General features: G+C 51.1%; 20 protein-coding genes and 1 tRNA gene. 4 read left to right on the top strand and 17 right to left on the bottom strand.

Features of this window, described 5'->3' with window-relative positions; translation table 11 throughout:
• Positions 1-11: 11 nt before the first annotated feature.
• The 13 genes from selA to CLC93_RS04840 form a co-directional block, all read right to left on the bottom strand.
• Positions 12-1,478, bottom strand: coding sequence for an L-seryl-tRNA(Sec) selenium transferase (gene selA, locus CLC93_RS04895; protein WP_095504830.1), 1,467 nt, complete (start codon positions 1,476-1,478; stop codon positions 12-14).
• Positions 1,479-1,610: 132 nt separating this feature from the next.
• Positions 1,611-1,702: transfer RNA gene (locus tag CLC93_RS04890), tRNA-Sec, on the bottom strand.
• Positions 1,703-1,844: 142 nt separating this feature from the next.
• The gene (gene selD, locus CLC93_RS04885) at positions 1,845-2,885 is read right to left on the bottom strand and encodes a selenide, water dikinase SelD (RefSeq protein ID WP_095504829.1); all 1,041 of its coding nucleotides are present in this window, start codon (positions 2,883-2,885) and stop codon (positions 1,845-1,847) included.
• A 77-nt stretch (positions 2,886-2,962) separates the two neighbouring features.
• On the bottom strand, positions 2,963-3,127 hold the full coding sequence (locus CLC93_RS17705) for a hypothetical protein (protein WP_169902818.1): 165 nt from the start codon (positions 3,125-3,127) through the stop codon (positions 2,963-2,965).
• 118 nt (positions 3,128-3,245) lie between these two features.
• A complete protein-coding gene (focA, locus tag CLC93_RS04880) occupies positions 3,246-4,157 on the bottom strand; it encodes a formate transporter FocA (RefSeq protein ID WP_095504828.1) in 912 nt (303 codons plus the stop codon).
• 278 nt (positions 4,158-4,435) lie between these two features.
• Entirely contained in the window at positions 4,436-4,660 is a 225-nt protein-coding gene (locus CLC93_RS04875) for a putative Se/S carrier protein (RefSeq protein WP_095504827.1), read from the bottom strand.
• Positions 4,653-5,813, bottom strand: coding sequence for an aminotransferase class V-fold PLP-dependent enzyme (locus CLC93_RS04870; RefSeq protein ID WP_095504826.1), 1,161 nt, complete (start codon positions 5,811-5,813; stop codon positions 4,653-4,655). Before CLC93_RS04870 ends, CLC93_RS04875 begins: the two co-directional genes overlap by 8 nt.
• 71 nt (positions 5,814-5,884) lie before the next feature.
• Complete coding sequence (gene yedE / locus CLC93_RS04865; protein WP_095504825.1) at positions 5,885-6,964, bottom strand: YedE family putative selenium transporter; 1,080 nt, start codon at positions 6,962-6,964, stop codon at positions 5,885-5,887.
• Positions 6,965-7,431: 467 nt separating this feature from the next.
• Complete coding sequence (locus CLC93_RS04860; protein WP_245837082.1) at positions 7,432-8,979, bottom strand: PhnE/PtxC family ABC transporter permease; 1,548 nt, start codon at positions 8,977-8,979, stop codon at positions 7,432-7,434.
• Positions 8,980-9,068: 89 nt separating this feature from the next.
• Entirely contained in the window at positions 9,069-9,779 is a 711-nt protein-coding gene (locus CLC93_RS04855; protein WP_095504824.1) for an ATP-binding cassette domain-containing protein, read from the bottom strand.
• A complete protein-coding gene (locus tag CLC93_RS04850; RefSeq protein ID WP_211286814.1) occupies positions 9,779-10,588 on the bottom strand; it encodes a putative selenate ABC transporter substrate-binding protein in 810 nt (269 codons plus the stop codon). Before CLC93_RS04850 ends, CLC93_RS04855 begins: the two co-directional genes overlap by 1 nt.
• 540 nt (positions 10,589-11,128) lie before the next feature.
• Positions 11,129-11,758, bottom strand: a complete 630-nt coding sequence (locus tag CLC93_RS04845; protein WP_095504822.1) for a TlpA family protein disulfide reductase — start codon at positions 11,756-11,758, stop codon at positions 11,129-11,131.
• Between the two features lie 278 nt (positions 11,759-12,036).
• A complete protein-coding gene (locus CLC93_RS04840; protein ID WP_095504821.1) occupies positions 12,037-13,428 on the bottom strand; it encodes a PhoH family protein in 1,392 nt (463 codons plus the stop codon).
• A 226-nt stretch (positions 13,429-13,654) separates the two neighbouring features.
• On the opposite strand from CLC93_RS04840, the gene rapA reads away from it, so the two are divergent.
• The 3 genes from rapA (at position 13,655) to purT (ending at position 18,498) form a co-directional block, all read left to right on the top strand.
• A complete protein-coding gene (gene rapA / locus CLC93_RS04835; protein WP_095504820.1) occupies positions 13,655-16,564 on the top strand; it encodes an RNA polymerase-associated protein RapA in 2,910 nt (969 codons plus the stop codon).
• 80 nt (positions 16,565-16,644) lie between these two features.
• On the top strand, positions 16,645-17,178 hold the full coding sequence (locus tag CLC93_RS04830) for a DUF4136 domain-containing protein (RefSeq protein WP_095504819.1): 534 nt from the start codon (positions 16,645-16,647) through the stop codon (positions 17,176-17,178).
• Between the two features lie 138 nt (positions 17,179-17,316).
• Positions 17,317-18,498 carry a formate-dependent phosphoribosylglycinamide formyltransferase gene (gene purT, locus CLC93_RS04825; protein ID WP_095504818.1) on the top strand — a complete coding sequence of 394 codons (1,182 nt, stop codon included), beginning with the start codon at positions 17,317-17,319 and terminating at the stop codon, positions 18,496-18,498.
• 9 nt (positions 18,499-18,507) lie between these two features.
• On the opposite strand, the gene CLC93_RS04820 is transcribed toward purT, so the two are convergent.
• Genes CLC93_RS04820 through CLC93_RS04805 form a run of 4 tightly spaced genes read right to left on the bottom strand, consistent with a single transcriptional unit; the run spans position 18,508 to position 21,608 of the window.
• On the bottom strand, positions 18,508-19,128 hold the full coding sequence (locus CLC93_RS04820; protein WP_095504817.1) for an outer membrane beta-barrel protein: 621 nt from the start codon (positions 19,126-19,128) through the stop codon (positions 18,508-18,510).
• A gap of 38 nt (positions 19,129-19,166) precedes the next feature.
• On the bottom strand, positions 19,167-19,943 hold the full coding sequence (gene djlA / locus CLC93_RS04815) for a co-chaperone DjlA (RefSeq protein WP_095504816.1): 777 nt from the start codon (positions 19,941-19,943) through the stop codon (positions 19,167-19,169).
• On the bottom strand, positions 19,927-20,616 hold the full coding sequence (gene murU, locus CLC93_RS04810; RefSeq protein ID WP_095504815.1) for an N-acetylmuramate alpha-1-phosphate uridylyltransferase MurU: 690 nt from the start codon (positions 20,614-20,616) through the stop codon (positions 19,927-19,929). The genes djlA and murU overlap by 17 nt, the downstream gene beginning before the upstream one ends.
• Positions 20,613-21,608 (bottom strand): aminoglycoside phosphotransferase family protein, encoded by a 996-nt coding sequence (locus CLC93_RS04805; RefSeq protein WP_169902816.1) that lies wholly within the window; start codon positions 21,606-21,608, stop codon positions 20,613-20,615. The genes murU and CLC93_RS04805 overlap by 4 nt, the downstream gene beginning before the upstream one ends.
• A gap of 161 nt (positions 21,609-21,769) precedes the next feature.
• Between CLC93_RS04805 and lptD the strand changes: the two genes are divergently transcribed.
• A complete protein-coding gene (gene lptD, locus CLC93_RS04800; protein ID WP_095504813.1) occupies positions 21,770-24,085 on the top strand; it encodes an LPS assembly protein LptD in 2,316 nt (771 codons plus the stop codon).
• Positions 24,086-24,126: the final 41 nt, after the last annotated feature.

The following is a 24,126-nucleotide window of genomic DNA, read 5'->3' as shown; positions in this document are numbered from 1 at the left end:
TTGTAGCGCCTTTATTGACTGTCCTGAGTCGGTTGTTCGCCATCTAGAATTGGTGCCAGCTGAGCACGCAGCAACTCAAAATCGTCATCACTGACGCTGGACAGGTTGAGCATAAAGCGCTCCTTGCTGACCACGCCAATCACAGAGATTGGGCAGTTGCGTAGGGTTCGGCTTAGGACTTTAGGATTGCCCTTAACCACCACACCAAAGCCTGGGTAGTCGGTATCAGGCAGAGTGCCGCCGCCGACTACTGCGTCCATGGCTATCGCTTCGAGCTGATGTGGAAATTCGCGCTGCAACGACTCGGCTCGACGCTGGGCACCGGACAGTTGCGCAAGCATGCGCTGGGAGACGCCTTGGCCTGATACTTGACGGTTGAGTTTGGCTATCAACAGCTCTTCGAGTAGTGACAGAATAATGCGACCAGGACGAAAAGCGCGCATCATGGGGTTGGTCTCTAACTTGCGAATCAAGTCGCCTCTACCACACACTATGCCCGCCTGCGGCCCGCCGAGAATTTTATCGCCTGAGAAGCACACCAGATCCGCACCTTGCTTGAGATAACGCACTATGCTCTTTTCTTGCGGACAAAAGTCTTCATCGCTGACGCCTGAGCCTTGGTCGACCGCGAGTACAACCCCCTCGGGCAGTCGCTCTCTTAGTGCCTTAATATCTACCGACTGGGTAAAGCCGCGAATAGCAAAGTTGGATTGATGCACCATTAACACCATGGCTGTGTTGTCGGTAATCGCATCGAGATAATCGTCACAGGTGGTGATATTGGTGGTGCCAACCTCCACCAACTTGGCGCCGGACATGGCTAAGATGTCGGGGATCCTAAACCCACCACCAATCTGAATCTGCTCGCCTCGAGACACAATCACTTCCTTACCCTGTGCCAGCGCCAGCAACAGCAGATACACAGAACAAGCGTTGTTGTTGACCACCAGCGCATCTTCGCCGCCGGTAAGGCTTTGCAGCAGCGTTGGCAACAAGCCTTTGCGTTGGCCTCGTTTGCCCTCAGCTAAGGCTAGTTCTAAATTGCAGTAATGGGTGTTGGTCTGCTTAGCCGCCTCCCACAGGTCTGGATGGATCGGCGAACGGCCTAAATTCGTGTGAATGATAGTCCCGGTAGCGTTGATCACTCGTTGCTGACGTACTCGCATGAGTTTATCTAAACGAGCGCACACCGCATCATTGACCTTTGCGGGCTCAAGCGAGATAGCGCCTTTGCCAGCGCGCAGCTCAGCAAACACCGCTCGCACCGCGTTAGTCACCACAGGGCGGCTGAGCTTGGCCACATAGGGCTGAATAAAATCTTGACTGAGAAACTTATCAATTTGCGGCAGTCGCGCCTGCGAGTTGCCCTGGCGAGTGACTTTACTCTTCGGCCGCTCGGGCGTAGCCGCGAAACTCTGGGCGTGGGGCAGTTCGCGCTTGTCGGTCAGAGGCGAACAATTGGAGCAAAAAGCTGGCATATCTCAAACACCGTCTAAAGACTTAAAAATGGGTTAAATGTTTTGAGCGGTGATTTTGTTGAGCAGTGATTCTGCAATGGTGAGTGCGAAACCATCAAGCATGTTTCGATGGGCACTGACACGCTGGGAATTTGGCGGAAGAGGCAGGAATCGAACCTGCCAAAGCCTATTAGGCTCACATCGGTTTTGAAGACCGAGAAGGCCACCAGACCTCATCTACTTCCGCACTCTGATACTCAGTATATCCAGCTTTCCAATCACTTCTTTGACCCTGGTCGCAAACCTGCTAGTAGCTTATGACCAAGTTCAAATTACTCAACAAATTCAATCGCTAATATTCACTAGCAAGCACGGCTTGGCAGTGCGCTAGCGCAACTCAATTGCGTGTGACTTGGTCGCTGCGGTGAGTTCTCCAATACACACAGGAGTGATTCCGCGCTTGGCTAACAGCTGGCGTAATTCTGGCTCGTGCTGGGCCGACACACTGACAAGCAATCCCCCGCTGGTTTGAGGATCGCAAAGAATGTGCTTTTGACGGTCGCTAAGCGGAGCAATCAACTCGCCGTAGCTGTCAAAGTTGCGCAGCGTGCCCCCCGGAACACAGTTTTGCTCGAGATATTTATCCAGGTTGTCCATTAGTACAATGGCGTCGAAATCCAGCTGAGCCGTGAGACCTGCGCCTTGGCACATTTCGATCAGATGACCTGCTAAGCCAAACCCTGTTACGTCGGTCAGCGCATTGACCCCGGCAACCTCCGCGATTTCCACACCTATGGTGTTGAGCTCGGTCATGGCATTAATGGCTTGCTGAATGTCCTCTGTGGTTGCCAGCTTTTTCTTTTGCGCGGTTGATAGAATGCCAACACCCAAGGGCTTGGTCAGGTAAAGTCGGTCACCGGCCTGAGCGCTGTTGTTAGGCTTCAAGTTTTCTAGAGCAATTCGCCCGGTCACCGCTAAGCCAAATATCGGCTCAGCAGAATCAATGCTGTGCCCACCGGCCAGCATAATCCCAGCTTCAGCGCATTTTTGGCGTCCGCCCTCAATGACCTGTTGCGCGACTTCCGGTGCAAGGCGAGATACCGGCCAACCCAGAATTGCCAGCGCCATACAAGGGCTTGCGCCCATGGCGTAAATATCACTAATGGCATTAGTGGCAGCGATTTGACCAAAAGTGTATGGGTCGTCGACTATCGGCATAAAAAAGTCAGTGGTGCTAACAATGCCTGTGTGGTCATCCAACTGATAAACAGCGGCATCATCTCGGCTGCTATTGCCCACTAAAAGCTTAGGGTCGATAAATTCGGCAACTGACGAGGACAGTATTTTGGTCAGAACCTTGGGAGAGATCTTGCAGCCACAGCCCGCGCCGTGACTAAATTCGGTGAGTCGGATTGTCTCGAGTGTCATAACAACTCCATCATAGCCAGTGACATGGGACACTGGTCGCGCCTTATTTCAAACTGAAATATTTAAAAGAGAAAGCGTTAACTATCTCTTTTCCAGTACCAAACACCGGCGATAATAACTACGCCAACTAATAAAGGAAGAATGTCATAGGCATGGTGAAATAGTCCCAAACCACCATGTCCTTCATGGGCAAACGCGATATTAGGCAGCCCAGCTACCATTAAGCCAATTAATTTTTTCACGGATATTTCCTGATTAAAATTTAATAAAAAATAAATTTAATAAAAAGTATTTAAAAGGTTATTAAAATATTCACAAAGGTTGCTCGAAAACATTTCGAGCAACCTATTAGTAGAATTATTACCTTGCGCTTTGCTTGGTTACATTCACAGGCTCTTCATTGCTCTGAGCCAATTTTTGTAGAGCAATTTCAGGTTTGCGATAGATCATCCAATAAGCGAAACCAACCATTAGACCACCGCCAATAACGTTACCAATGGTCACGGGAATTAGGTTGGCAAAAATAAAGTTGCTCATGGTAAGGTCGGCAAATTGGCTTGCCTCGTAACCTGTCATGGTCCAGAACTCTGGCGGCGCAAAGTTATAAATCATGATGCCGGTTGGGATCATAAACATGTTGGCGATACTGTGCTCAAAGCCTGATGCAACAAACATGCTGACCGGAAGGATCATCACCAACACCTTGTCAGTATTGCTACGGCAAGAGAAAGTCATCCACACCGCAAGACAAACCAAAAGGTTACACAAGGTGCCTAGAATCACTGCTTGCATGAAGCTGTGATGAATCTTGTGCTGGGCGACTTTCATGGCATTAATGCCCCATTCACCGCCGTTGCCCATGTACAGGCCAGCGAAGAAGATGACAACCACGAAGAACAGCGCACCAACAAAGTTGCCTAGGTATACTGTGGTCCAGTTCTTGGCTAACTGACCATTGGTGAGGCGATTACTCGCTCTCGCGACCACTGTCAGCACCGTAGAGGTAAATAGCTCACCGCCACAGATTACGACAAGAATAAGGCCTAGGCTAAACGCCAGACCACCGACAAACTTGGTCATTCCCCACGGCGCATCGCCCGCGCCTGTGGTGACCGTGATATAAAAAACAAACGCGATTGAAATAAAGACACCCGCCGACATGGCTAAGAAAAACGCCTGTAGCGGTTTCTTGGTGGCTTTTCCTACCCCGACATCTTCTGCTTTTTTGGTCATTGCCGGTGGCAATAACGAGTCAAAAGGATTGCTGTCCATGTACACCCTCCTTAGGTTGCATCTATGGCTTTTGTTTGGTTTTGGCGGCTAGGCCAATTTTCGTTGTTGTCGCCGACTTGCATCATCGACGTCTTTTTTTTTCGGTACCAATTCCACTTGGTAACCTTGTGGTTGCAACAGCAATGCCAACTCCATTTCGCAAACTCAAAACACTGTTTTTATTGGCTTTTTATCGTTTACCGCGAGTGTGTAGATTGAGCTGTGAGACTTGTGTCGACACTAATGACGACACACCAGCCGCCGTGTCGTCATTGACCCTAGCTCAGTGTCGCAACCCTGTCGTACTCAATTTGTTTGGATTCAATCAGGCTCACTACCTGATCACGCAAAGCGGTATCGATGCGAACACAGTAGCCGCAGTCAGAGGACAAATGCCTTGGCACTGGAATGATTCGACAATCCAGCTGATGCTTTTGCAGCAGCTTGTTGGTCCAAATTGCGTAGTTGTTGGAGAAAAACAGTACCGCGCTATGACTACTCATCAGCTACCTCTTTTAACGCTGCGATTAATCGTTCAACACACGCTGGCGTGGTATAAATTCCAAAGGAGATCCGGACCGCGCCTTCGGGAAAAGTCCCCATGCTGCGATGAGCCAGCGGTGAGCAATGCAAACCAACTCGAGTTTGAATGCGATAGCGCTCTGCCAGAACTAAACCCAGCTCTGAGCAACTGACACCCGCGAGATTAAAAGAGATGGTGCCAGTTTGAATCTGTTCCCAATCCACATAAGTCTGCAAGCGAGCGATGGACTTAGCGCCTAGATAAAAGGCCTCGGTCAGCGCTCGTTTGTGCGCGTAAACTCGCTCAATACCGTACTCGCTAAGCGCATCAAGGGCGGCGTTTAACCCAGCGATTGCTGGCATGTTGTGGGTGCCACTCTCGTACTTATCCGGCAGAAAATCCGGTTGACAAATATCGTCTGAGCGGCTGCCGGTGCCACCGAAGGTCAAAGGTTTTAGGCGCTTGATGTCAAAACTGTCGTTGATCATCAACACCCCCAACCCCATAGGCCCGAGCAAGCCTTTGTGCGCTGGAAAAGCGACAAGATCAAGACCCAAGGTCGCCATGTCTAACGGCACCACACCCATGGCCTGGGAGGCATCGCAGATGGATATCAAGCCCTGGTGCTTTGCAAAGCGCGCCAACATTGATAGCGGTGCGCAGGTACCAAATACGTTGGACGCCCAGTTGAACACCAGCGCTTTGGTATTCGATTGCACACAGGCTCGCAGACTCGCCTCGCTTAGCTCGAATTGCTCGTCAGCCTCAACAATACTCAGCTCAATATCACCGCGTTGCTTGAGCGCCATCAAAGGTCGAATCGTGCTGTTGTGCTCAAAGCTAGTGGTAATCACGTGATCACCTGGCTCGATACACCCGAGAATTGCGGTATTCAGTGCGTCGGTGGCCGAAGCGCTAAACACCGCACGCATCGGATTGCTAACCCCGCAAAGACTCGCTAGCTTTTCACGAACCTCAAACAAAGTGTTGCCCGCTTCAACCGCCCCCTGGTAATAGGCGCGACCGGAACTGGCACCGACTTGCGTCATGTATTCACATACGGCGTCAGTCACCGACGCCGGTTTGGGAAACGAGGTCGCGGCGTTGTCGAGATAAAGCGCTGCTGAGGTCATGGGGCGTGTCACCTACTTAGACTGTAACGAGTAGGGCATACAAACCCGAGGGCTTGCATGCCGTCACAGCGCTAATCCAGATTGATTTTGGCGCGGGCGCTGAACGCCAATCCCAAAATGAAAATGAAGCCTAAGATCACCGCATAAGGCGCAAATTCGGTGACGCCTTTGGGCGAACTGGCCAGCATAAAGTTGTGCGCAAAAGCCGCGCCAATCACCATTCCAATCACGAAGGTAGCCGCATCGCCATCACCCTCGCCTGCCTTGATCAACTGGCGCCCTGGACAGCCGCCAGCCATCACGAACGCACAACCGGCCAAGGTCATTCCAATGAAGTTCCACAAGCTATTGGTATGAGCAATAGGTTGCCCCTCAAAACCTGGGTTAAACTGGCCGAGCATCAAGTTGGCGATGAAAGCGAAGAACAGCAAAGATAAAACACCGGAAATCAGGTGAAAGTCTTTGGCAACGAAAACGTCGCGAATTGCACCCATGGTGCAAAAGCGACTTCTCTGAGCCAGAGCGCCAATCACAAGACCCGCGCCAAGACTTAGCCATAGAGGTGCATGCATCGCGCCTGGACCTTTCTCGCTGGCAAACACCACGCCATTGCCAAACTCAGGGGTGACAATAGCCAGCACTAACAAGCCGAACATGACCAAGGGGAACGCCAGACCTGCAGCACGGCTAGCCACCTGTTTCCGCCCTAGCGAAAAGCCTTGCTTGATAAAGTAAGTGCCAATTAGGGTGCCACAAATTAGCCCGAGAAAACCAAAGATGGCATTGCCATCGCCACCCGCTAACCGCAGCAGGGTACGCCAAGGACAACCCAAGAAGACCAGCGCGCCAATCATGGCAAAGGCACCCAACAACAAGCGGATCATGGGTGCGCTGCCGGCGCGAGGGGAGAACTCTTTGGCACTAAAGGCGGCAAGCATGGCGCCGAGTACTATGCCAAAAATCTCTGGGCGCAAATATTGAACCACAGACGCTCGGTGTAAACCCAGTGCCCCGGCGATGTCGCGCTCAAAACAAGCGACACACACGCCCATGTTGGGCGGGTTGCCCATAAACTGCATCAATGCCGCAATTATACCAATGACGGCACCGACTAAAATGATGCTCTTCTTTGTAGTAAAGAATTGACTCATAACAATCCCCAGAAAACTAAAATTAATAAATCGATGAGAGGAGGCCAATGTCGCTTGGTGACTACTTAGATATTCGAATTAGGCTATCAACAAGCTAATGAAATCGGCGTTAGCGAAGGAAAATTAATACCTAGAATAAAATAAGAAACTAGGACAACAAAAAGCAATCTCAATACTAATTCGCTAATGACCAATCACTTGTAAAAAATGCGAACCCTAACCCACTCATTATTCAAAATCATAATAACTGCATTTATTAATAATTAATGCTTAAGCTTCGACAAGTGTGCGATAGACAACACTAAGAAAAACCTATGTAGATTGGCAAATGCTGTAATACATAAAAACCGAATAAAACACGTTTATGGCAAAGGTTTAAGATGCCTTAACGCAAACCAATTGCTACAGGGGAATCTATTTTGCTGACGATTTATTAGTCAAAAGTGTTTGCTAGCCGCCAAAATTTATTAGCCACAATGCTGCGCTTGGTTAGAGGACGAAAGATAACGTCGTGAAACCTTGTCAATCACAACGTTAAAACAGGCGGTGATACCGATAAGAACGATGGCGTCACTGTATCGAATCTCAGCAAAGTTACTGTCGATGTAAAAGCCCAAGGCCATGATCCCCAACATGCCAAACACTGCGGTCTCACGCACGATTATCTCAAAGCGGTAAAACAGTAAGGCCATCAAGTTGGGATAGACGCTAGGCAGCACTCGGTAGTGAAACTGATTGCAGCGTCCAAAGTTAACTTGACTGGCGGCCAACTTGTCACTCTGGCGCACCGCCAAATAGGCCACCACAGCGCCGTTGTGAATGGCCAACGCCAGAATGGCGGGAAGCATTGACGGCCCCAATAAGATCAAGAAAGCATAGGCCATCACGTATTCGGGTACCGAGCGCCCGATTAACAGCACAAACTGCCCTAAATAAGCGAAGGGCTTGGGCAACAATTGACGACTGGCGATCCCATGACCGGTTAGGGCTAACAGATGGGTAAGCGCTAAGGCAAGCATTGCCAACACAATAGTGACCTGCGCGCCGGGTATGGCTTGCTCGACAACAATTTCACTAAACCAAGCGCCCAAAGACCCTAAGTCCACCGCCAACAGGCTAGACGCAGCCGCTATCGCCGGTGGCACCACATCTTGAGTAAGAAATCGAACAATCAAGCCTGCATCGAGTGAAGGTATTTCAGCCAAAGTGAAAAATGCCAAGCCCAAATACACAGGTATTAAGCGAGGACGACACCAATAACGAATGCCGCCAATCATGGCGATAAACAGCATCAGCAAGGCCATACCCTCATGGTAATTCCCCTGTCGAAAGGCGGTTTCTAGGTAAAAACCTATGGTGGGCATACCGATAAAGCCCAACACCGCGCTACTGCGCAGAGCGCACTCAAACCGATAGCGCACGTAGGACAACAACTGCGGCATGACCAATGCTATTTTGGCGTACAAGTATCGACTGCAGCGATCGCTGTTTCTCGGTGTGCTGGTCAGTGGCGCATCGCTCGATTGGCGTAAAATATCGCTAAAGACACGCGCGAATGTTGCGCCAAAGGGCAAAGTTAACGCCAGAATCCCAGTCAGCGGCGATAAGCCAAACACTTGTAAGAACAGCAAAGCCCAGAAAAGCTCGTGAACCGCTCGAGTCAGCGAGCACAAAGTAGAAATCACAGGGTGGGTGTAGATCAGCGCTAGCGGCGCACCAAGCACTAGCCCAAAAGCCACCCCAAGCACGGCGAAGTTGACTGTTTGTAGGATCGCCGCAAACAGGTATTCAGTGGCAGTGAAATCCGGTGCCAATAACCCCTGAAGCATGCGATGCAACTCAGTCCAAGGATCGTAACTAATGATTTCTAAGTCACTAAAAGGCAACAAGGCAATGGCTATCAGCCAAATCACCAAGCTGAGTTTTTGCCAGTGACCAGGCCAGTAGCGAATGCTGTTAGAGGTGTGCTCGGGCCTAGCTATCTTCCCCCAAAGGCGTTTTAGTACTTGTTGCAAGCCTTACCTCAGTGTCTTGTCTTTTCTGGAGTAGCGACAGTTAGTGACCCTGCCTCAAACCCGTGTATCGAATCCGTGTATCGAATCCGCTAGCAGGCGATTTTTAGACGAGTGACATCCGATTGATAGAGGGCTTCTACCTCGCACTTATCGACTTGGTCACTTGGGCTATCTATCACAACTCGCCCTCGACTCAGCGCGATGACTCTATCAAAGTGACTCAGTGCTAGCTCGCGGTCGTGCACCACCATGATTACGCTGGTATGCAGTAGGAATAGCTGCTCAATTAAACGGCGCGCCATCAAAGGGTCAAGCGCTGAAAATGGCTCATCGCCAATGAACACTGGTTGGCGTTGATACACAGCGCGAGCCAAGGCCACTCGCTGCCTTTGCCCGCCCGACAGAGTGTCGACTTTTTTGGTTAGTGCTTGATCCAACTCCAAGCGGTCGCACAAACTCTGAATCGCGGTTAAATGCTTACTAAAGGGCCGAATCAAATTTATCAGGTTGTACCACCACCCATGCCGCGCCAACGCGCCCATGTATACGTTGTGGTAAAGACTGAGGTTGTCTACCAGCCCCTGCTCTTGCGAACACAGCGCCGCTTGATGCTCAAGCTCCTTGTGTATGTAGTGCAGCAAGCTGGACTTACCGGCGCCCGAAGGGCCGATAATCGCAACCTTGTCTCCCTGCTCAATCGCCAAATTAACGTCGAACAAGACTTGATGCCCGCGTTCGCCGCTGCCTGAGGAGGCAGCGGTGCAATCGTAGAACAGATCAAGGTTGCGAATAGTCAGCATTAGTCAATCAAACCGATTTGTTTGGCCACATCTTCCACTGGCTGGTAGTCAGCGTTAGTGGCTTCGACAAAGGAAGAGCGCGGGAAACTCTTGAGTAAGTCTGGATTTTTCATATCCAGCAATGCCGCCTTTACCTTGCCGGTGAAAGCTTCGCCATACTTAGCATCGACATCGGCACGAATGGTCCACTGATAGTCGGGATAGGTTGGAGTCTCCCAAATCACTTTGACCTTGTTTAGGTCAATTTTGCCCTCTTCTAGCTCGCGCTCCCACACTTTGTAATTAACCGCACCGACTTGGTAGGCACCGGCTTGGACTTGAGCAATAGTGCGACTGTGATCGCCAGAGAAACCGACTCGCTTGAACGCTTTTTTAGGCGTGGTTTCAAGGTGTTTCTCAATGAAGTACTGTGGCATCAAGCGACCCGAAGTCGAGCCTTTAGAGCCAAAGGTAAAGCTAGTGCCACTGATATCCGGAAACTCTTTCGAGGCATCAATATCCGCGCTGTGGTGCGCAATGATGTAGCTTTTGAAGAACTGGTCTTCGTAGCCTTGCGCAATCGCTTGCGAACCTTCAACTAACTTACGCGCTTGCACGCCGGATAAGCCACCAAACCAGGCCAACTGAACTTGGTTATTTCTAAACGCGGTCACCGCCGCTGAGTATGACTTAACGGGAACGTACTCGACATCGACACCCAGTTGCTGCTCCAAGTACTCGGCAACTTTCTCAAAGCGGGTGCGCAACTGACTCTCATCGGCGTCGGGAATTGCAGTAAAGGTAAAGGTCGCCGCTTGGGCAAACGCCATTGGCACTAGGGCCAGTAATGAGGCTCCGCCAAGCTTGGCGATACTGGTAAATTTGAAAACTGGCATTGTGACTCCTGTTGGGCTGCATCTAAATCAGACTGCTTTAATAGCGATTGGCAGCCGTGTTACAAAGGTGAAAAATAGGTTTGTTGATGTTTACTATAGGGGTCACTGATATTGCTTTGAATGACTCAAGTCTACTTTTGAAAATAGCCACAAATGGATTGAAATAATTGCAGGACTAACTCACAAAAAGGCCAACCTGCGTTCATAACAATATAAAAAGCTTATAAAAAATAAGAACGCGCATTTTTTTGTTGTGTGGGAATGTGCCGAGCTTGTATGAAGCCGGATGAATCCTACCGCGTGAATGGTGGTTCGCATTCAAATTGGAAACAAAGCAAGGACAAGCACTACCAACTTTCACCGCAAAAAAACGCGCCCCAGAAAAGTTTCTGGGGCGCGTGATCTTAAGTGTCAGTTATCGCTTAGGCCTGCAACGAGTTGAGAAGGTAACGAGTTGACGAGTACAGGTTCAACCTACTCACTTTTCCACAGGAAATTGTCCAAGTTCAATGGCCGCGGCTCAGCGCTAGGCTTTGCGTGCTTTTCCAGTAGCTCCTCTATGTACTGTTGAATCGACTCGTCACTCCAGCCCACTGGCCCAGCGGCAAATCCAATAAGTTGACCCTTACCATCAAATACGATCGTTGACGGAACAAGCTCTGTTGGCTTGTCCAGTTGCGCCTCAAACTCGGGCGCAAGCCAGGTCTGGTATTGTTCAAAGCCTTTGCTTTTGAGAAACGACCGGACGTAGTCTGAGTTTTGATCGATTGAGATCGGAACTATGGCAAACGGCTTGTCTTTATTAGCTGACGCAAACGTCATCAACTCGGGAATTTCATCAACACAGGAAGAACACCAGCTCGCCCAGAGATTCACCACCACCAGCTTTCCCTTGTACTGCTCTAGGCTAACTCGACTTCCGGACAAGTCGCTATAAACTGTCTGCGGCAATGATTTGGCCCACTGCATTTGGGTGTAGGATTCGATGACTTTGGCAGTACCTAGCTGATTGTTTGGTTCGCACGCGTTAACGACTGAAATGGCGCATTGGCTGATAGCCAATATCGAGAAAATCAGGGCTTGTTTGATTGTTGTGGTTTTCATTGTGGGATTTCATCTCGCTAATAACTCAATCGATTGAACAGGCGCTGTGGCCCCATAAACAAGACAAATCGATTGGTTAACTCTAGCGACCCTTGCTGCTGGTTCCCGAGAAATCCAAACGGATTTTGAGGACCTATATCGAGTGTGAAACAATCGGATTTGAAGCTGCACCATGCTAGGTTAGCCAGTGTCCGAATGGGCTGCCGTGACGCCAATCACTAGTACAAAAAAAACTGTGGGCGCGAGATCCCACAGTCTTTTAAAAGGCTTGAGTTAAGTTACAGACGCTCTTCGGCAAACTCCGCTAGTCGCGAGCGTTGCACGCCATTTAGGAACACATTGGCACTGCCCTCAAAGTCCTTAAACCGCTCCACGATATAGGTCAGACCCGAGGTAACCGCAGTCAGGTAGTTGGAATCAATCTGCGCCAAGTTGCCCGAGCACACCAGCTTACTGCCCTCGCCCATACGAGTAATGATGGTTTTGATTTGAGAGGCGGTTAGGTTTTGGCATTCGTCCAAGATTACGAAGGAATTTTGAATCGAGCGACCGCGCATAAAGTTCACCGACTTAAACTGAACATTGGCCTTTTCCATGATGTAGTTCATGCTACCGGTCGGATTCTCATCGTGCTTGTGCAGTACTTCCAAAGTGTCGGTAATTGCCGCCAACCAAGGCGCCATTTTCTCCTCTTCGGTGCCAGGCAAAAAACCAATCGACTCGGCAATCTCTGGCGTATTGCGCGTCACAATCACTTTCTCGTACTGATTTCGCTCCACCACGGTTTCAAGTGCGGCCGCCATGGCCAACAGGGTCTTACCACAACCGGCGGGACCGGTGAGCACTACCATGTCGATATCCGGGTCGAGCAAGGCCTGCAGCGCCATTCCTTGATAAATATTCCTTGGACGAATACCCCAAGCATCTAGGTGCATCAAACGCTCGCGACCAAAGTCGATAAGATCCACGGTTTCATCGTCAATTTTGGCGACTCGAGCACAAAAATCACTGTCTTCGTCGATTAAATACTGATTGGTAAACAGAGGTTCATCCGCCAGCACACTGCGAGGCAGTTTATGGTGGGTGTGACGCCCCACCATCTCGGTATTGCACTCGCCGAGTTTATCCCAAAAATTACCCTCGAACTGACGAAAGCCCGTGGTCAAGAAGCGAATGTCGTCGATTAGCTGGTCGGTGCGGTAATCCTCCACCAGCTCCATACCCGCGCCTTTGGCTTTTAGGCGCATGTTGATGTCTTTGGTCACTAGCACCACCTGACGCGGTGCCAGCGTCTGCTGCAAGTGCAGCGCAGCGTTAATGATTAGGTTGTCGTTGTGATCCCCTGGCAGTGACTGCCCGGGCGAATGAATTTGATGGTCTGGGAAAATGGCAAGGCTGCCACTGACGTCGGGCTGATTGTCGCGTGCTTCAATTGGCACACCAGCGACTATCTCTTCTGGGGTTGCACCCCCAAGCAAGTTTTCAAGGGTTCGAATCGCCACGCGTGCGTCGCGGCTAACATCGCGCTTGCGGTCTTTGATCTGGTCCAGTTCTTCGAGAACTGTCATGGGTACTACGACATCGTGCTCTTTGAAGGAATACACGGCGAGAGGTTCATGCAGCAATACATTGGTATCCAGCACGAACAGTTTTCTAGCGTTTGGGTCCATAGCGCCTCCACGGTTGACTCTGATTATCGCCTTCCTGGTGAATCCGTACTTCGCGCAGCCTCCTCTTGTTCTATTATTGTTGGGTAACTCCAACATGACAGAAATGCTCGTCCCATACCAGAGTAAAAAAAGAAAATTTTTTAATGGTTGCAAATGAGCGCTTTGCGTTAAGATACGCGCCTTTTTTATCGCACCTCAACATGACAGATAAGAGACGTACAACCCAATGTCGATAGCTCCATTTGCCCTTGGACAACGCTGGATCAGCGATACCGAATCCGACCTAGGCCTAGGTACAGTAGTCGCTCTAGAAGGGCGCACAGTCACCTTGTTATTCCCAGCCACCGGTGAAAACCGCTTGTTCTCTGTACAAGATGCGCCCCTGACTCGTGTGATGTTTAACCCTGGCGACCAAATCCAAGGTCCCGAAGAGTGGCAGCTGACCGTCGAGAGTGTCGAAGGCGAGCCCGACGATCTCTTGACCTATCACGGCGTGCGCAGCGACGACCAATCTCAAGCCAGCCTGCGCGAGACCCTGCTCGACTACAATATTCGCTTTAACAAACCTCAAGACCGCTTGTTTGCCGGCCAAATCGATCGCATGGACCGCTTTGTGCTGCGTTATCGTGCTCAGTGCATGCGCCATCAATCGCAATCGTCCGACTTACTTGGTATGCAGGGCGGGCGCGTTGGTCTGATTCCGCATCAATTGTGGATCGCTCACGAGGTGGGACAACGTCACGCGCCTCGAGTATTGCTAGCGGACGAAGTGGGCCTTGGTAAAACCATCGAAGCTGGCATGATTTTGCATCAGCAATTGCTTACCGGCCGCGCCGAGCGCGTGTTGATTTTGGTGCCGGATAGTTTGCGCCATCAGTGGCTGGTAGAAATGATGCGTCGCTTTAACCTGCACTTTAGCGTGTTTGACGAAGAGCGCTGCGTTGAAGCCTATGCCGAGTACCACAATCCCTTTGAGTCGGAGCAGCTAGTGATCAGCTCGCTTGAGTTACTACGCAAAAAGCAGCGATTAGACCAAGCTCTTGAAGCCGATTGGGACCTGTTAATTGTCGACGAAGCCCATCATTTGGAATGGTCAGAAGAGGCACCATCGCGCAACTATCGAATCGTTGAGCAATTGGCGCAAGAAATCCCTGGCGTCTTGCTGTTAACCGCAACGCCAGACCAATTAGGCCATCAAAGCCACTTTGCCCGCTTGCGCTTACTCGACCCAGACCGCTTTTACGACTATCAGGCCTTCACCGAAGAAGAAGCTCAATATCAAGACGTCGCCAATGCCGCTGATGCCCTGATGCGCGACGATGCTCTCTCGAGCGCCGAAGCCAAACAGCTAGACACTCTGCTAGCGGATCGCGACATTAGCGATGAGATTGCCGCGATAAACGCTAACCCCAGCGACAGCCAAGTCGCGCGCGAAACCCTACTGCGTCAGTTGTTGGACCGTCACGGCACCGGCCGCATTCTGTTTAGAAACTCGCGTAAATCGGTACAAGGCTTCCCACAACGAATTTTCAAGCCTTACCCGCTCGCGCTGCCGGAGCAATACACAACCGCAAATCGCGTAGCCGCTATGATGGGTGCTCAGCAAAACGACGAGCAACGCGCCATGCAAGCCTTGACGCCTGAGAGCATTTACCAGGAGTTTGACGCCGCCGGCGCAGCTTGGTGGAAGTTTGACCCCAGAGTGGACTGGCTGATCGACTTCTTGCGCAATCATCGCAGCCAAAAAGTGCTAGTAATTGCCGCTAAAGCCGAAACCGCATTAGCGCTTGAAGAAGCGCTTCGCACCCGCGAAGGGATTCAGGCCACCGTATTCCACGAAGCCATGTCAATCATCGAACGCGATAAAGCCGGTGCCTACTTCGCTCAAGAAGAAGGTGGTGCACAGGCGCTTATCTGTTCGGAAATCGGTTCCGAAGGGCGCAACTTCCAGTTCGCCAGTCACTTAGTGCTGTTCGACCTACCGCTCAACCCGGATTTGTTAGAGCAGCGCATCGGTCGTCTAGATCGCATCGGTCAGCGCAACGATGTCACCATTCACTTGCCGTATTTCGCCGATTCTGCCCAGCAAAAGCTGATGGACTGGCACCACAAAGGCATCAATGCCCTTGAGGACACTTGTCCTTCTGGACACATACTGTTCCAGCAATATGGTGAATTGCTACTGAGCCAGTTGGCCGATGGTGATGATGCTGGTTTTGACGAATTGATTAAGCTGACTCAAGCCCGTCACGCCGAACTGACTCAAGCAATGGAGCAAGGTCGCGACAAACTGCTCGAGCTTAACTCTCACGGTGGCGCGCTAGCACAAGAGTTGGTCGAGCGAGTACAGCAAGCGGACGACAATTTGGACTTTGTCGGCTTCACTCTGCGCCTGTGGGACATCATTGGCGTCAATCAAGAAGACCGTGGCGAGAACGCGCTAGTACTGACCCCAACTGACACCATGCTGTTCCCAACCTACCCAGGGATGCCGGAAGACGGCGTTACAGTGACCTTTGAGCGCGATACCGCTCTATCTCGCGATGACATTGCGCTGATCACCGAAGAGCATCCTTTGGTGCAAACCGGTTTGGATTTGGTACTTAGCTCAGAAACTGGCTCCACCAGCGTGGCTTTGATGAAAAACAAAGCCTTGCCAGCCGGTACCATTTTGTTGGAGTTGGTGTACCTGGCCGAGGCGTCGGCGCCAAAATCCAGCCAGTTGTTCCGCTATTTGCCAACCACCCCTATCCGCTTATTGCTGGATAAGAACGGTGACAACCTGTCGGACAAGGTGGACTTTGATACCCTCAACCAACAGCTGTCGCCGGTAAATCGCCACATTGGCGCCAAGCTGGTCAGCGCCTCTCAAGTCTTAGTGCACCCACTGTTGCAGCAAGCCAATGAGCAAGCTCAAGCCGCCAAGGCCGACATTGTCGCGCAGGCCAAGGCTCGCATGCAGCAGGCGCTAGATGGTGAGCTCGAGCGCTTAACCGCATTGAAGCAGTTTAATCCGAACATTCGCCAAGCCGAGTTAGACCACCTAACTCAACAGCGCCAGGAGCTCGATGGCTACATGGAGCAGTGTCAGCTGCAACTGGATGCCATTCGTCTGATTTTGGTCAGTCATCAGTAATTGAAGCGAGTCAACAAGGGCTGTGGCAATTTGCAGCCCTTGCGCTTATGCTTAGAAAAACAGTCAATTAGGATGATCTCATGAAGCTGAAGCTGGCTTTTTTCTCTCTTGCCCTACTGGTGAGTGGATGCGCCTCCAACTCGCCGGTGACCGACTACGACGTCAACTATGACTTTGCCGCGGTCAATCAATTCCAGTGGCAATCACCGGCGGAAGTGAGCAACCCGCTGACCCATGAAAAGGTCAAGGACGCCATTATCAACAACCTCACCCAAAAAGGTTTGTATGAAGCGGATCCTTCAGCGATCAAAGTCACCGCATACAATCAACTGATTGAAAAGCCGAAAAATACCGGATTCTCGGTGGGAATTGGCGGCGGTAGCTACGGCAGTTCTGGTGGTGTTGGTGGCAGCGTGCGCGTCCCAGTTGGCGGCAATAGCGAAGTTCACCAGTTCGTGCGTATCGACTTTGTCTCCAGCGCCAATCAAAAGTTGATTTGGCGCGGCGAAGCCAGCCGAGCTTGGGTCGATGGCGACAACGCCGACAAGAAGCAACAAATCATCACTCAACTGGTCAACGACATTCTGGCCAAATTCCCACCGGATAACGACTAGTCTCAACTCTGGCCTGATGCTCATCAGGCCAATTAGACCCAGCTCGCAGAAATTCGATAAATAGGTGCTTCGCCGAATATTCGCAGCTAAACTCTAGGCGCATCACACTTCCCTATCACGACTCACAGGACAACAATAATGATTGGAACTCCCTTAGCGGCCCATAGCCGTAAGGCCATGCTTTTGGGCAGCGGCGAACTTGGTAAAGAAGTCGCAATCGAACTGCAGCGCTTTGGCGTCGAAGTGATCGCCGTCGACCGCTATCCCAATGCGCCTGCAATGCAAGTGGCCCATCGCAGCCATTGTATCGACATGCTCGATGGCGACGCGCTGCAAGCACTGATCGCGGCAGAAAAGCCGGACTGGGTGATTCCTGAAATTGAAGCGATTGCCACCGACAAGTTGGTTGAGCTTGAAGCTCAAGGGCAAAAGGTGGTGCCCACCGCCAAAGCCACTCAATTGACCATGAATCGCGAAGGCATTCGCCGCTTGGCTGCTGAGACCTTGGGTCTACCGACTTCCTCTTACGCCTTTGTCGACACCCTAGAGGAAGCCCAGAAAGCCATTGAGTCCATTGGCTGTCCTTGTGTGATAAAGCCGGTAATGAGTAGCTCAGGCAAAGGCCAGTCGGTGATTAAATCCAGCGCGGATATCGAATCGGCCTGGCAATACGCACAGGAAGGTGGTCGCGCTGGTGGCGGTCGCGTCATCATTGAAGGTTTTGTCGACTTTGATTATGAAATCACCCTACTCACCGTCAGTGCGGTCGACGGTATTCACTACTGCGCGCCTATCGGCCACCGCCAACAAGACGGTGACTATCGCGAGTCGTGGCAGCCACAAGTCATGTCCGACAAAGCACTGGCTGAGTCGCAACGAGTGGCCAAAGCGGTAGTGGAAGCACTAGGCGGTTACGGACTATTTGGCGTCGAGTTGTTTGTGAAAGGCGATCAAGTATATTTCTCTGAGGTATCTCCACGTCCACACGATACCGGCATGGTGACCTTAATCAGTCAGGATTTGTCGGAATTTGCTCTGCACGTGCGCGCAATTTTGGAATTGCCAATCCATCAGATTGAGCAAGTGTCAGCGGCGGCATCGGCGGTGATTTTGCCGCAAGGCCACTCCAAAGACATCAGTTTTGGTAACTTGGCTCAAGCCCTAGCGCAGCCGAACACTCAACTGCGCCTATTCGGCAAGCCGGAGATCCAAGGACAGCGCCGCCTAGGTGTCGCCCTTGCCAAGGCTGCGACCACTGACGCGGCAGTCGAACAAGCGGTCAAGGCCGCAGCCGCAGTTAAAGTGACTTTCAACGACTAAAACTCGTTTTTAGAAAGTGAATTGAAAGCCCAGGTTCGCCTGGGCTTGCAGCATAGTGCTCCCGCGAACTTTCCAGATACAACCGTTCTCACCGTCGCAGAACAAACTCTTATCCGAGTTCAATACAGTGGCAAATCCCTGCACTTCAGCAAACAAACCAAAGTAGTGGTTGAACTGGTACATAGCGCCACCGGCAAGGCCAAATGACAACCGAGTTTCATTGGAGACGTTACCGCCTGGCCTGAATTGGGTCGCCCCTGCACTGGCACTCACATAGGGCTTAAACGGACCGTCGCTAAAATACAGCGAGCCACCGATGTGGTAATAGTTGAGAGTTAGCTTTTGCCCAGCCGGGCTGGCTTGTTCGCCGGACTGCTGAAACTCAGTATCTTGAGTGCTGAGCAGCAAATACACAGCGCCGGGATCTTTGGTTAACACACCCAGCTTGAGCCCGAAGTTTTGCGTCTCTTTAATCTTAAGAGTTTGGCGCACCTCGTCTTGAGTGTTCTGCAGGTCGATATTACCGCCGGCGCTGTAGCCCGCCTGAGGTGCGATGAAGAAGTCTCGGCTCAACGCCGAAGTACTCACTGAACTTGCCAGCAGGCCTATCATGATGAATTGCCAACGCATCGTATCCCTCCGCAATTTGAGGCTGTCACATAAGGCTGTTAACTCGGGCTGTGATGGCGCTTAAGCACCTCATAAGCCGCTTTAATATCCTGCGTCTTTTGCTTGGCTATGTCCATCATTTCATTAGGTAATCCTTTAGCTACCAACTTGTCGGGATGATGCTCGGACATCAGCCTGCGATAAACTCGTTTGAGTTCGGGGAAACTAATGTTCCGGTCAACACCGAGCACTTGATAAGCGTCGTCGAGAATCGCCTGCTCAGAGCGCTGCTCGCCGTATTGGTGAGCTCGTTGTTCTGCCTGCCATCGCGACAACAGCTGACTCAACTCGCTCGGTGAAAAGCCAAGGGTTAGCGCAATCAGCTGCAACAGTTCGCGCTCATCGTCTTGCAGGCGGCCATCCGACAAGGCGGTTTGAATTTGGATCTCTAGAAACATTTGTAATAAAGCGGTGCGTCCAAGGGACAAACGGCGCAAGTCCTTGAGCACAGACTCCACTTTAAACCCGGCACTTTTGCCATTGCGAAACGCCGCTTGAGCCTGGCGACGTTTGTCACCGCTAAGGCCCAGCTGGTCCATCAGATGATTGGCCAATGCTATGTCTTGTTCAGTGACTCGACCGCCTTTTTTGGCCATATGCCCCATAACAGCAAAGGTGGACATGAAAAACAATTCACGGCGGCTGCCTGAGCCAAATAGGGAATTGCCCGAACGGCTGTCGTACAGATGGCCCAACCAAAAACCTATGACCGCGCCGACAATTCGACCGGCCATAAAGCCGATAATGGTACCAAATAGCTTACCCCACATGGGCAGTGTCCTCTGACTGTCCGACTAACCGTTCGCGCAGTGCGGTCAAACGCTCTAGCGTACCCACGTCGCACCAGTAATCGCTAATAACACTGGCAGCGATACGTCCCTCGACCAATGCATCGGCCCAAATTTCTGGTAGACGAATCGAGGTCACCTCCAAGCCTTCAAACAAGGATGGGTGATACACGCCAATCCCACTGAAAGTCAGACTGTCGTCACCTTTAGGGCGCAAGAGGCCATCGGCCACGCTAAAATCCCCCTGCGGATTGTGCTCAGGATTTGGCACCAGTAACAGGTGAGCCAGTTGCTGTCCTTGCAGTTGCGGTAACTGGACGAAATCGTACTCGGTATACACATCACCATTAATGACGGCAAAAGGGGCATCGCCCAGTTGCGACAACGCCTTGATGACCGCCCCTCCAGTTTCGAGAGCGGGCTGCTCGGCCGAATAATGAATCTCGACCCCATGACCGTCACCACTGCCAAATGCCGCCACGATTTGCTCGCCTAAGTGGGCGTGATTAATGACTAATTGCCTGATACCGGATTCGGCGAGTTTATCGATGTGATGCTTTAGCAAACTTTTTCCACCCACATCCACTAAGGGTTTTGGAGTGCTGTCGGTGATAGGTCTCAAACGCTCGCCGCGCCCAGCGGCAAGAATCATGGCTTTCATTGTCTGGCCTCCCAGGTCGGGATCACTGTGTGCTCAATGAGTTCGCTAAGCGCTGCTAACTCTTGATAGTCCGCAGCCACGTCGCGAATGTAAGTCAGGGTTAAAGCCACGTCTTTCAGATAGCCGGCTTTGTTATCGCGTAACTTCAGACGACAAAAGATACCCGCGGCTTTGAGGTGCCGCTGAATGCCCATCCAATCGAACCAACGGTAGAATTGCTGATAAGTGACCTGCTTTGGCAGCTCGCCGGTTTGGCGCATTTGCTCGAAAATAGCGTGCTTCCAAATTTGCACTTGCTCTGGTGGCCAAGCCCGATAGCAATCCCGTAGCAAAGACACCAAATCATAGGTGATTGGCCCTGTAACCATGCCTTGAAAGTCAATAACGGCCAGCTTCTTTTGAAAGCGCATCAAGTTGCGACAATGAAAATCGCGATGCACACCGCATTGAGGTTGCTCAAGCGCACTCTGAACTAATAAAGCTTTGGCCTGCTCTAAGCTATGCTTTTGCTCAGGGCTAAGCTGCAGCTGCAGATAGTTTTCGACCAGCCAGGTGTCAAACAAGCTCATTTCAAACTCGAGCATTTTGCCATCGTACTTAGGTAGCTGAGTACCACGCACCGAGTCGATGGTTCGAATTGGCGGTAATAAAGCAAGTGCTTCGTGATAGCGAGCATCGACACTTTCTGAGTGCAGCTCGTCGCCTAACAAGGTATCGCCCAAATCGCTGAGCCACATGAAACCTTGGTCTGGGTCAAAACGCAACACTTGAGGCACGGTTATACCTCGTTGCTGCAGCTCGAGAGCGACATTGACAAACCACTGGCAATCTTCGACCTGAGGAGGCGCATCCACTGCGATGTAGCTAGCCCCTTGATACTGAAAACGAAAATAACGTCTAAAGCTGGCGTCACCGGAAATTAGGCTAGGAGTTGGCGGAGGCTCACAAAAATTGGCTAACCATGTTTGTAAAGCGTCGAGTCGTGCGTCCAATCGCGGATTCCTCAATAGCGGTATGGCAAAAATTGCTTTATCATAACCTACTTGCCCGGTTAATTTCCGACAAAAGCTGTCAACACAATCGACGGCTCGGGGCTCGCCCCCCGTGGATTCTACCAACAACAACTAAAGCAAAGGTTAATCGATACGTTAGCATGCATCGCCGGCAGCTTAACACGCTTCAGTGGGTGCTGATTCTTAGCGCCTTGCCCATTCGTTCTGTCTTCGCGGCCGACAGTGACAATCACTGTCGAGTATTACCACCGCCAAAAGTCCTACAGAAACTGGAGCAAACCACCAATACCCAAACCGATCCTCAAGCGCCTAACAGCGAGGATGACGCACAAGCGCCGATCCAAGTGAGTGCAGAAAAAAGTGACGCTGTATTAGGCGATTACGCCGAGTTTAACGGAAACGTGCGCTTCAATCAGGGCAACCGTCACATCTCAGCGGACAACGCTCGTGTGGATCAACAGAGCGAACGTCTAGATGCCAGTGGCAATCTGATATTCGCCGATAAGATGTTCACCATCACTGCCGAGTCGTTAACTGCCGAAGTCGCCACTAATGAGGCGACGCTCAGCCAAGCCAGTTATTGGCTCAATGGCAAGCAAATTCACGGTGACGCTGAGCAACTGCAAGTCACCGCGGAAAGTGACTTGATTCTCAATGGGACTAACTTCACCACTTGTCCACCTGAGTCGCAGTCTTGGTTACTAGAAGCGCAAAAAATTGAGATCGACAGCTCAGAGGCCTGGGGCAAAATCTGGGGAGCAAAATTGCGCCTATGGGACGTCCCTGTGTTTTACATGCCCTACATGACGATCCCAGTTTCAGACCAGCGCAAGTCAGGCTTTTTGTTTCCCAGTTTGAGTACCAGCACTACCAATGGTGTCGAAGTCGCTCTGCCTTATTATTGGAATATATCGCCCCAGTTTGACGCCACTATCACGCCCCATGTGATGACCAATCGCGGCTTGTTCTTAAAAACCGAGTTCAGGTATTTGGCCGGTGAAGACCAACGTGGTCAGATCAATATCGAATACCTACCCGATGATCGCAAGCTGGCAACCAAACCAGACCGGTACCTGTATCACTTCAATCACTCGGGCAAGATCAACGAAGACTGGCGTGTTTTGGCTAGCTTTACTGATGTGTCGGATAACAACTACTTCAACGATTTGAAGTCCGATGTTAGCCGCTCAACCGACAACCAGTTGATGCGCGTCGGTGAAGTCAGCTACTTCCAACCCAATTGGAACGTCAGCGCTAAGGTTCAAGACATTAAGGTTTTGGGTGAAAACGAAGTGCCGCACCAGGTGATGCCTCAGCTCACCTATACCTACAACCAGCCCGCACTGGGCTATGGCACTGACTTTGAGTTTTACTCGGAGATGACAAACTTTGCTCACCGCGACTCGGGTATGAATACCGCCACGCGTTTGCACTTCGAACCCACCGTACGCCTACCTTACCAAACACCATCAGGCTCCTTGATTGGTGAAGTGAAGCTGATGCAGACTTTCTACGAGCAAAACGACCCAATGAGGCAGCTCAACGAGTCGGTCAGTCGAACCATTCCGCAGGTTCGCATTCACGGTAAAATGAACTTGGAGCGCGACACGACCTGGTTTGAAGCGCCCTATCGTCAGACCCTTGAGCCCCAGATGCAATATTTGTACGTGGGCTATCAAGACCAATCTGGCATTGGCTTATATGACACTGGGCTTTTGTACGACGATTACTACGGCTTGTTTCGCGACCGCCGCTTCTCGGGTTTAGACCGAATTGCCGATGCCAATCAGATAACTCTAGGTGTCACCAGCCGCTGGTTTGATGAAGCCAATGTCGAAGCCGGTAAAATCAGTCTGGGTCAAATTCAGTACCTTAGAAACAGCAGAGTCAGTTTGACCAATGAAGTACAAGATCAGTCGGTTTCAAGCAGCGCTCTGGCCGCCGAATTTGATTTCCGCTTGGTAAACGACTGGTATTGGAGCTCAGCGGTTCAATACAACACCACGTTTAGAAGTGTGGCTAGAGGCCAGACGTCATTGGATTTTCGTCCACACACCAACAAGTTATTCCAGCTAAACTACCGTTATGTGCCGGATATCGCCGATGAAGTGGATATTTCGCAAGCCGGTGTCCGTGCAGCGTGGCCGATTCGTGAAGATCTGCACTTTGTTGGAAACTTTTACTACGACATGCGACTCAAAAGAGCAGTAGAGACTTACGCCGGTTTTCAATACGAGTCCTGCTGTTGGGCGATTCGACTCGCTTATCGACACTACTTGAAAACCAATTACGAAGACCCGAACTTGCCGCCAATCTCGCCACGCGAAACCTTTGAAAGTGGCATCTATCTGAACTTTGTTATTAAAGGTTTGGGTGGCAGCGGTCCGTTGGGTATTAGCGATATGTTGGACGAAGGTCTGTTTAACTACCGTCGTCCGCTGTATCTGAAAAACTAACCAAAAGCTGATACAGTGAGACACACTTTTGGGGCGCACAG

The sequence above is a fragment of the Paraferrimonas sedimenticola genome, assembly GCF_002282855.1.
Classification (GTDB): Bacteria; Pseudomonadota; Gammaproteobacteria; order Enterobacterales; family Shewanellaceae; genus Paraferrimonas; species Paraferrimonas sedimenticola.
This window is presented reverse-complemented; position numbering and strand designations above follow the sequence as displayed.

Excerpts from the sequence above, each read along its gene's own strand:
- rapA (WP_095504820.1), top strand. The coding sequence starts at position 13,655 with ATGTCGATAGCTCCATTTGCCCTTGGACAACGCTGGATCAGCGATACC.
- selD (WP_095504829.1), bottom strand. The coding sequence starts at position 2,885 with ATGACACTCGAGACAATCCGACTCACCGAATTTAGTCACGGCGCGGGC.
- CLC93_RS04850 (WP_211286814.1), bottom strand. The coding sequence starts at position 10,588 with ATGGCGTTTGCCCAAGCGGCGACCTTTACCTTTACTGCAATTCCCGAC.
- CLC93_RS04830 (WP_095504819.1), top strand. The coding sequence starts at position 16,645 with ATGAAGCTGAAGCTGGCTTTTTTCTCTCTTGCCCTACTGGTGAGTGGA.
- yedE (WP_095504825.1), bottom strand. The coding sequence starts at position 6,964 with ATGAGTCAATTCTTTACTACAAAGAAGAGCATCATTTTAGTCGGTGCC.
- CLC93_RS04820 (WP_095504817.1), bottom strand. The coding sequence starts at position 19,128 with ATGCGTTGGCAATTCATCATGATAGGCCTGCTGGCAAGTTCAGTGAGT.
- CLC93_RS04840 (WP_095504821.1), bottom strand. The coding sequence starts at position 13,428 with ATGGACCCAAACGCTAGAAAACTGTTCGTGCTGGATACCAATGTATTG.
- lptD (WP_095504813.1), top strand. The coding sequence starts at position 21,770 with ATGCATCGCCGGCAGCTTAACACGCTTCAGTGGGTGCTGATTCTTAGC.
- focA (WP_095504828.1), bottom strand. The coding sequence starts at position 4,157 with ATGGACAGCAATCCTTTTGACTCGTTATTGCCACCGGCAATGACCAAA.
- purT (WP_095504818.1), top strand. The coding sequence starts at position 17,317 with ATGATTGGAACTCCCTTAGCGGCCCATAGCCGTAAGGCCATGCTTTTG.
- CLC93_RS04855 (WP_095504824.1), bottom strand. The coding sequence starts at position 9,779 with ATGCTGACTATTCGCAACCTTGATCTGTTCTACGATTGCACCGCTGCC.
- CLC93_RS04845 (WP_095504822.1), bottom strand. The coding sequence starts at position 11,758 with ATGAAAACCACAACAATCAAACAAGCCCTGATTTTCTCGATATTGGCT.
- CLC93_RS04870 (WP_095504826.1), bottom strand. The coding sequence starts at position 5,813 with ATGACCTCAGCAGCGCTTTATCTCGACAACGCCGCGACCTCGTTTCCC.
- CLC93_RS04875 (WP_095504827.1), bottom strand. The coding sequence starts at position 4,660 with ATGAGTAGTCATAGCGCGGTACTGTTTTTCTCCAACAACTACGCAATT.
- murU (WP_095504815.1), bottom strand. The coding sequence starts at position 20,616 with ATGAAAGCCATGATTCTTGCCGCTGGGCGCGGCGAGCGTTTGAGACCT.
- selA (WP_095504830.1), bottom strand. The coding sequence starts at position 1,478 with ATGCCAGCTTTTTGCTCCAATTGTTCGCCTCTGACCGACAAGCGCGAA.